This is a genomic window from Dietzia sp. CW19 (assembly GCF_014145265.1).
In the GTDB taxonomy this organism is placed as follows: domain Bacteria; phylum Actinomycetota; class Actinomycetes; order Mycobacteriales; family Mycobacteriaceae; genus Dietzia; species Dietzia natronolimnaea.
Genome location: NZ_JAALEE010000204.1, coordinates 1 through 7,346, shown reverse-complemented (window position 1 = coordinate 7,346; position 7,346 = coordinate 1). Strand labels below are relative to the sequence as shown.

The following is a 7,346-nucleotide window of genomic DNA, read 5'->3' as shown; positions in this document are numbered from 1 at the left end:
TTCCCGCACGGGGCCTACTTCGGCGTGGCCTCGCTGGTGGCGGCCTCGCTCGCCGGCCCGGGCAAGCAGGCACGTGCGGTGTCGCTGGTGCTGCTGGGTCTGTCGGTGGCGACGGTGATCGGTGTCCCGGCGGCCACGTGGCTGGGGGAGGCCGCCGGCTGGCAGGCGGCCTTCCTCGCGGTCGGGGTGATCGGCGCACTGACCGTGGCGGCCATCTTCGTCGTCGTCCCCGAACCGTCCGGCGCAGTGGTGGTCCGGGCGCGCGAGGAGCTGGCCGCGCTGGCCCGGCCGCAGATCCTGGCGACCCTCGCCGTGGGCGGTGTGGGGTTCGGCGGGATGTTCGCCGTCTACACCTACATCCAGTGGACGATGGTCGACGTGGCCGGTATCGACCGCGGCTGGATGCCCGCGGTGCTGGCCGTCTACGGTCTCGGCATGGTGACCGGAAATCTGCTGGGCGGAGTGGTCGCGGACCGGGACCTCGACCGTGGGTTGGTCGCGATCGCCTCGGGCATGACCGTGGTCCTGGCCCTGTTCGCGGTGGCCGCGCACCATCCGGTCACGGCACTGGTGGGCCTGTTCCTCGTGGGGGCGACGGGGTCCGCCCTCGTGCCCGGACTGCAGGCCCGGCTGATGCAGTACGCGGGCCGGGGGCAGACGCTGGCGGCCGCGCTGAACCACTCGGCGCTCAACGCCGCCAACGCCCTGGGGGCGTGGCTCGGCGGAGTGGTGATCGCGCTGGGCTTCGGCTACACCTCTCCCGCACTCGCGGGGGCCGCCCTCGCGGCGGTCGGACTGGCGATCCTCGTGGGCGCGGTCGTGGCCGCCCGCAGACCGGACCGGGACGGGGTCAGGACGGCGTGAGCGCCGGCACGAGCCACCGGTCGAGCAGCGCGCGGACCTCGTCCTCCGGGCGCGGCACGTCCGTGGAGGAGTCCAACAGCGAGATGAGGAGTCGCATGATCATCTCGGCGAGGCCGTCGAGGTCGGCGTCGGAGACCCCGGCGTCGGACCACTCCACGGGGAACCGACGCAGCATCGCCGAGCCGTAGTCGAGCATCAGCGGCGAGGTGGCCGCCCGGCTGAAGGTGGCGGTGTCGCCGAGTTGCAGCAGCAGGTTGAGTCGTGGGTCGCTCGGCACTGTGCGCAGACAGAACAGGATCCCCTCGACCACGGCCTCCGCGGGAGTCCGGCTGCCCTCGAGGTGGGAGACCAACCGGTCGACAAAGTCCTCGGCACCCCGGGCCGCCACGGCGCTCATGATCTCGCCGATGCTCCCGAGGTGCCGGTACACCGTTTGCCGGGTCACGCCGAGCTCGGCCGCGACGTCGGAGAGCGTCGTCTTGGCTACTCCGTGCCGGTCGATCAGCCCGGCGGTGGCGTCGATGATGCGCTGACGCGCCTCCTCCTCGTCCGCCGGGGGCCGGCCCCCCCACCCGTGTCTCGCCATCGGTTCAGGGTGTCACATCGGCCTCGCGCGTCCGCGGATCCCCGGTGCCCGCGGTGGTGCCGGGGGCGGAGCCGACCTCGCGGGAGGGGGACCGGGTCGCCAGGAGCGCCGCGACGACGAACCAGATGGCGACCGCGAAGCAGGCGAGCGCGTACCACCCGCTCCCGATCGGGGTGCCACCGCCGGTGACCCCGTCCGTCGCTCCCAGGAAGGCCGGGAGTGCCGCGATCCAGAACGCCGCGTGTACACCGACGTAGAGGACCGGGTAGACGCGGACGAAGGCCGGTGAGGCGACCGGTGGCGTCGAGCCCCGCCACGTCCGGCGGGTGGCGTCCGCCAGCAGCCACAGGCCGACGAGCCAGAGTATGCCGAGGAACGTCCAGAGGATGGTCCGTTGGAGGGTTCCCTCGCTCTCGGCGTCCACGCCGACCCTGGTGGGCGCGGCCAGGATCACCATGAGTACCGGGGTGAGCACCCCCGCGACGACGGTCCGCCAGGCCACCGAGCCGCCGCCCATGGGCGTTCCGGTGCGCCCGGGCCCGCCCAGGAGCGTGACGACGAGCCACACCATGACGCCGAAGGACACCGAGGCGAACACCCACATGCTGTTCATCGGGACGGAGGCGAACATCGGCGTGTTGATCATGTTGTCGGGGTTCCACGCCCACCACCTGAGCTGGGGCCCGAGTTGGTCGAAGATCTCGTAGAACACCTGGCTGGCGAACGCGGTGGCGATCGCCCCGATCGCGGCCCCGCGCCGGGCGAAGATCCCCAGGGCGCGGACGAGCTCGTAGGTGAGCTGTGAGATCACCGGGTAGAACGCCACGATGTACAGCGGCAGTCGGTCGAACATGAACTGCACGGTGAAGACGTTGTGGGAGAAGATGAAGCCCACGTAGTCCTGCAGACCGAACCACTCGGGGAAGTACAGCGGCGGCTCGATGACCGCCAGGTAGATCAGGGAGGCGAACCACAGCCCGAGGTTGACCGGGTCGCCGTCGCGCCTCCAGCGCCGCCACGCGTGCACGAGGGCGAAGACCGCACCGGCGATGATCAGCACCTCGAGCAGGGGCATGGTCCAGTGCTCGAGGGCGAACGGTGAGCGAACGGCCCCCACGGGGTGTGCGTCGTCGCAGGAGAAGCCGAGGAAATCGGCGACCTGCCGGGCATCGGGTTCACAGGAGTACGCCATCGCTCAGCCCTTCGTCTGTCGGGTCGCCGACCGGACGGCGGAGGCCGCCGGTTCCACGGGGTTCGCGGGATCGGAGTAGTCGGTACCGGGCGGGTCGGCTCGGATGTCGAAGCCACCCGGCACGCGGGTGCGGCCGAGCGCCTCGCGGACCTTGTGGCGCAGCAGGCCGTAGACGAAGCGCGGGTCCGTCATCATGTCGCGGAGCGACTTGTCGAGGTTGAACACCGCGGTGAACGTCTGCTCCACGTGGTCGTCCTCACGGGCGGCGGCGGTGATGGCGTTGAACACCGGCCACGACACCCGGGACATGATCCTGCGTCGCCACGCGGGCGCGACCTCCGTGCCCTCGGCGAAGTCGTATCCCTGGTCGCGGGCCATGGCCAGCATCCACGGCACCTCCAGCGACGCGCGCTGCCGGTCGAGGAACGCGCGGGTGAACGAGGAGTCGAGTGACCGGTGCTCGGACAGGATGTCGGAGAGCACGACCGCCGAGCGGGCGGCCGAGCTCATCCCCTGCGCGTAGAACGGGTTGAAGGCGCAGGCCGCGTCCCCGATGGCCACCAGGCCCAGCGGTGGGTGTGCCAGCTCGTCGTAGCGGCGCCACTTGTTGCCCGTGGCGCGGGTGAGGTGCACCTCCGAGATCGGGGTGCCGGCCCGCATGGCGGCGGCGAAGGTGGGCGCGCGGAGTCGGTCGGCGGCGGCCTCGAACGTCTCGGGCGTGCGCGGCATCCGGATCCCCCACGAGCCCATGCACGAGATCGCGCGGTCACCCTCGACGGGGAAGAAGTTGGAGAGGAACTCGTGCTCCTGCGGATGGGGGCCGGTGTCCTGGGTGGGGGTCAGGACCAGGTGCTGCCACCACCAGTTCGGCGGCCGCTGCGAGGCGTCCGGGAGTTGGTACCAGCGGGAGGTGTAGGTGACCTTGGCGTCGAGGGTCTTCTCGGGGACGGCCGGCCAGCCGGCGGCCGCGATCCAGTCCCGGACCGAGGACCGCGACCGAGGGCGTCCACCACGAGATCGGCCTCGAGGATCCGGGTCTCGCCGTGCGCGTCGCGGTACTCCACCCCGGTCACTCGCCCGGCCGGTGTCCCTCCTCCGGTGGTGGACAGGCCCGACGCGATCACGCCCTCGCGGATCTCGATGGTCGGCAGGTCGCGGACCTTCTCCCGCAGGACACGCTCGATGAGGATGCGGGAGGAGTAGATCATCGTCATGGTGCTGGTCTTGCGCGGCCCCCAGCCGTCCATCTCGCCGTAGGCCGCGTCCATCGAGGGCATCAGCAGCATCCCGCCGGCCTCGATGAGTGACTCCTCGAACCCGGGGAAGATCGTGCCGATCGCGCGTCGCCCGGCGTTGAGGACGAAGTGCGGGTGCTTGCTCTGGGGGACCCCGCGCCGGTGCTCGGCGCCGGGCGGAAGCTCGTCCCGCTCGAGGACCACCACCCTGTCGAAGTGCGGCGCCAGCACGCCGGCCGAACACAGGCCCGCCACGCTCCCGCCGAGGACCACTGCCGTCGCTCCGTGCATCCCGATCTCCTTCATTCATACAATGATTGTCATAATGTATGAATGTATGCGCGGTGTGTCAACGGTCACTCTTCGGACGATCGGTAACCTGATCGGCGTGAGCCTCACCGTCAGCACCGTCAACGTCAACGGGATCCGAGCTGCCGTCAAGCAGCGGTCGGAGACCAACCTCGGATTCCTGCCCTGGCTGGAGGGCAGTGGCGCGGACGTGGTCGCGCTCCAGGAGGTCCGCGCCGACGAGGGCCAGACCCGTAAGGCGCTCGCTCCGGCCCTCGACGCCGGCTGGCACCTCGTCGGCTCCGCCTCCTCGCTCAAGGGCCGGGCCGGCGTCGCGCTGTTGTCCCGGCACGAGCCCGCGGAGGTGCGCATCGGGCACGGTGATCCCGAGTTCGACGAGTCCGGCCGCTACATCGAGGCGGTGTACCCCGGCGCCGTCGACGGGGAGACCGTCACCGTGGCCAGCCTCTACCTGCCCTCCGGGACGGCCGAGACCCCCAAGCAGGACGAGAAGGACCGCTTCATGGCGAGCTTCCGGGAGCACCTCGCCGAGAGCGCGAAGGTGGTCGGCGCCCACGACGGTCACGAGATGATCATCTGCGGCGACTGGAACATCGCCCACCGCGAGGCGGACCTGAAGAACCACAAGGGGAACCACAAGAGCTCCGGCTTCCTGCCCCACGAGCGTGAGTGGATGTCAGAGTTGTTCGCCGACGCCAGCGGGTGGACCGACATCGTCCGCCATCGTCGCCCCGACGAGATCGGCCCCTATTCCTGGTGGAGCCAACGCGGCAAGGCCTTCGACAACGACGCGGGCTGGCGCATCGACTACCACGTGGTGACCGACGGCCTGGTCGATCGTGCCGTGGCCGATCGGGTGGACCGTGCGAGTGCCTACGACATGCGGTGGTCCGACCACGCGCCGGTCACCGTCGTCTACGAGTGACGACGACGAGGGCGTCCGCACCGGAGGGGCCCGCGATCGCGGATGCCGCGCGGCGAGCACATCCGTAACCTCGGCTCCATGCCGACGTATGCGACTGCCGACCGTCCTGACCGAGCCGGACTCGAGGAGTTCCTGCGCCCGCGGCACCGCGCGGTGCTCATCACGCGGAAGTCCTCGGGAGGGTTGCAGAGCTCGCCCGTGACCTGTGGTGTCGACTCCGAGGGCAGGCTCGTCGTGGCCACCTACCCGCAGCGGGCGAAAGTGGGCAACATCCGACGGGACGCGGCGGTCAGTGTGTGCGTGTTGTCCGACGAGTTCAACGGGCCCTACGTCCACGTCGACGGAACCGCTGAGATCGTCGACCTCCCGGAGGCTGTGGAGCCGCTGGTCGAGTACTTCCGCAGCGTCGCCGGCGAACACAGCGACTGGGACGAGTACCGCGAGGCCATGGTGCGGCAGGGCAAATGCCTCATCCGGGTGACGATCGACGACTGGGGGCCGGTGGCGACGGGCGGGTTCCCGCCCGAGCAGGACCGGTCCACCGGCCGATGAGGGCGTGATCGGGGGGCCGGGGGCGCCGTGGGAAGATGGGCGCCATGTCTGAGCAGTCCACTTCCGCAGCTCCTGCGCCCACGACCGCCGCGACCGGGGCGCCCGCGACGCGCCAGCGCGTCCTGTCCGGCATCCAGCCCACCGCCGACTCCTACCATCTCGGCAACTACCTGGGCGCCGTGCGGCAGTGGGTGGACCTGCAGGACGATTATGATGCCTACTACTTCATCCCCGACCTCCACGCGATCACCGTCAAGCAGGATCCCAAGGAGCTGCGCGAACGGGTGTTCCGCGGCTGCGCACAGCTCCTCGCGCTGGGGGTCGATCCGGGCCGCTCGGTGCTGTTCGTGCAGTCGCACGTGCCCGAGCACGCCGAGCTGGCCTGGGTCCTGGGGTGCATCACCGGGTACGGCGAGGCCGCCCGGATGACGCAGTTCAAGGACAAGTCGTCCAAACAGGGCACGGACGGGACGACCGTGGGGCTGTTCACCTACCCGGTCCTCATGGCCGCCGACATCCTGCTCTATCGCCCGCACCTCGTGCCGGTGGGGGAGGACCAGCGGCAGCACCTCGAGCTGACCCGCGACCTGGCGATGCGGTTCAACTCCCGCTACAAGAAGACCTTCGTGGTGCCCGAGGGCAAGATCCTCGAGGGCTCGGCGAAGATCTACGACCTGCAGGACCCCACGGCCAAGATGAGCAAGTCGGGGGAGAACCCCAAGGGGATCGTCAATCTGCTCGACGACCCGAAGGTCTCCGCCAAGCGGATCCGCAGCGCGGTGACCGACTCCGATGGTGACATCCGCTTCGATCGCGAGATGAAGCCGGGTGTGTCGAACCTGTTGACCATCCAGTCGGCGTTCACCGGGCGGCCGGTGGCGGACCTCGTGGCCGATTACCAGGCCGCGGGGGCGGGGTACGGCGCGCTCAAGACCGACACCGCCGATGCTCTCGAGGCCTTCGTCACCCCGTTGCGCGGTCGGTTCGACGAGTACATGTCCGACAGGGGCCAACTCGAGCAGATCCTCGCTGACGGCGCGGATCGCGCGAGATCCGTGGCCGGGCCCGTGCTCTCGCAGGTCTATCAGGCGGTCGGGTTCACCGCACCGCGCCGCGGATAGCCACCCAAGGCGCGGGCCACTGCGTAAGAATGAACCTATACAGATGTATCCTTACAGCGACGAAACCCAAGTTCACGGCGTAGGCCGCGGGACGAAACACCTCCGTCGCACTACGTCCTTAGAGTGGCTTTCAGCTCGACGGGGAGAGGAACCCGTCGGGTGTCACATCACCTGTAGGGAGTGAAAACATGGGTCTAGTCGCCGGTCTCATCGGAATCGTGGGGGATCTGCTCCATCTGCTGCTGGGCGGCCTGTAGGCCCCGCGCCGCGGTCGACGAACGGCGCCCCTCGCCAGACGTGGTGAGGGGCGCCGTTCCGTGTGCGGCGCGCCTCCCCGGCAGAACGTCCGCGCGGAGGGAACTCAGGTCTCGGCAGTGCCCTGATGGAAGGTCTGGCGCCAGGAGCCCCTGGACCGGACCCACACCGAGCTGCGCAGGATCGAGTCACCACGTGACCGCTCGCGCCAGATCACCAGGATCGTGTCGGAGGCGAGTTCGCGGGCCTCGATGACCTCCATCGCGTGGTCTCCGGATGCCTGGTCGGTCGACCCGGCGGCCGCGAG

8 protein-coding genes and 1 pseudogene are annotated in these 7,346 nt (G+C 69.9%); 4 read left to right on the top strand and 5 right to left on the bottom strand.

Features of this window, described 5'->3' with window-relative positions; genetic code table 11:
• A partial coding sequence (locus G6021_RS06910; protein WP_182640923.1) for an MFS transporter occupies nt 1-864 on the top strand: 864 nt, incomplete at its 5' end.
• Here G6021_RS06910 and G6021_RS06905 read toward each other — a convergent pair.
• The 4 genes from G6021_RS06905 to G6021_RS17185 form a co-directional block, all read right to left on the bottom strand.
• The gene (locus G6021_RS06905) at nt 851-1,450 is read right to left on the bottom strand and encodes a TetR/AcrR family transcriptional regulator (RefSeq protein WP_182639574.1); all 600 of its coding nucleotides are present in this window, start codon (nt 1,448-1,450) and stop codon (nt 851-853) included. The two genes, G6021_RS06910 and G6021_RS06905, sit on opposite strands and share 14 nt — an antisense overlap.
• Nucleotides 1,451-1,454: 4 nt before the next feature.
• Nucleotides 1,455-2,642: a hypothetical protein gene (locus G6021_RS06900; protein ID WP_206682647.1), complete on the bottom strand. Its 1,188-nt coding sequence runs from the start codon at nt 2,640-2,642 to the stop codon at nt 1,455-1,457.
• A 3-nt stretch (nt 2,643-2,645) separates the two neighbouring features.
• On the bottom strand, nt 2,646-3,371 hold the full coding sequence (locus tag G6021_RS17190; protein ID WP_241736453.1) for a hypothetical protein: 726 nt from the start codon (nt 3,369-3,371) through the stop codon (nt 2,646-2,648).
• 110 nt (nt 3,372-3,481) lie between these two features.
• Complete coding sequence (locus tag G6021_RS17185) at nt 3,482-4,183, bottom strand: hypothetical protein (RefSeq protein WP_241736452.1); 702 nt, start codon at nt 4,181-4,183, stop codon at nt 3,482-3,484.
• Between the two features lie 82 nt (nt 4,184-4,265).
• Between G6021_RS17185 and G6021_RS06890 the strand changes: the two genes are divergently transcribed.
• From G6021_RS06890 to trpS, 3 genes are all read left to right on the top strand, one after another.
• Nucleotides 4,266-5,111 carry an exodeoxyribonuclease III gene (locus tag G6021_RS06890; RefSeq protein ID WP_179524735.1) on the top strand — a complete coding sequence of 282 codons (846 nt, stop codon included), beginning with the start codon at nt 4,266-4,268 and terminating at the stop codon, nt 5,109-5,111.
• A 78-nt stretch (nt 5,112-5,189) separates the two neighbouring features.
• Complete coding sequence (locus G6021_RS06885) at nt 5,190-5,663, top strand: PPOX class F420-dependent oxidoreductase (protein ID WP_182609249.1); 474 nt, start codon at nt 5,190-5,192, stop codon at nt 5,661-5,663.
• 44 nt (nt 5,664-5,707) lie between these two features.
• Entirely contained in the window at nt 5,708-6,784 is a 1,077-nt protein-coding gene (trpS, locus tag G6021_RS06880; RefSeq protein WP_182640922.1) for a tryptophan--tRNA ligase, read from the top strand.
• Nucleotides 6,785-7,145: 361 nt separating this feature from the next.
• Here trpS and G6021_RS06875 read toward each other — a convergent pair.
• Nucleotides 7,146-7,346: pseudogene (locus G6021_RS06875) on the bottom strand (DUF4440 domain-containing protein); the annotation flags it as partial.

What these genes read in the sequence shown, in the direction of transcription:
- G6021_RS06900 (WP_206682647.1), bottom strand. Translation starts at nt 2,642, where the DNA reads ATGGCGTACTCCTGTGAACCCGATGCCCGGCAGGTCGCCGATTTCCTC.
- G6021_RS17185 (WP_241736452.1), bottom strand. Translation starts at nt 4,183, where the DNA reads ATGAAGGAGATCGGGATGCACGGAGCGACGGCAGTGGTCCTCGGCGGG.
- G6021_RS17190 (WP_241736453.1), bottom strand. Translation starts at nt 3,371, where the DNA reads ATGCCGCGCACGCCCGAGACGTTCGAGGCCGCCGCCGACCGACTCCGC.
- trpS (WP_182640922.1), top strand. Translation starts at nt 5,708, where the DNA reads ATGTCTGAGCAGTCCACTTCCGCAGCTCCTGCGCCCACGACCGCCGCG.
- G6021_RS06885 (WP_182609249.1), top strand. Translation starts at nt 5,190, where the DNA reads ATGCCGACGTATGCGACTGCCGACCGTCCTGACCGAGCCGGACTCGAG.
- G6021_RS06905 (WP_182639574.1), bottom strand. Translation starts at nt 1,450, where the DNA reads ATGGCGAGACACGGGTGGGGGGGCCGGCCCCCGGCGGACGAGGAGGAG.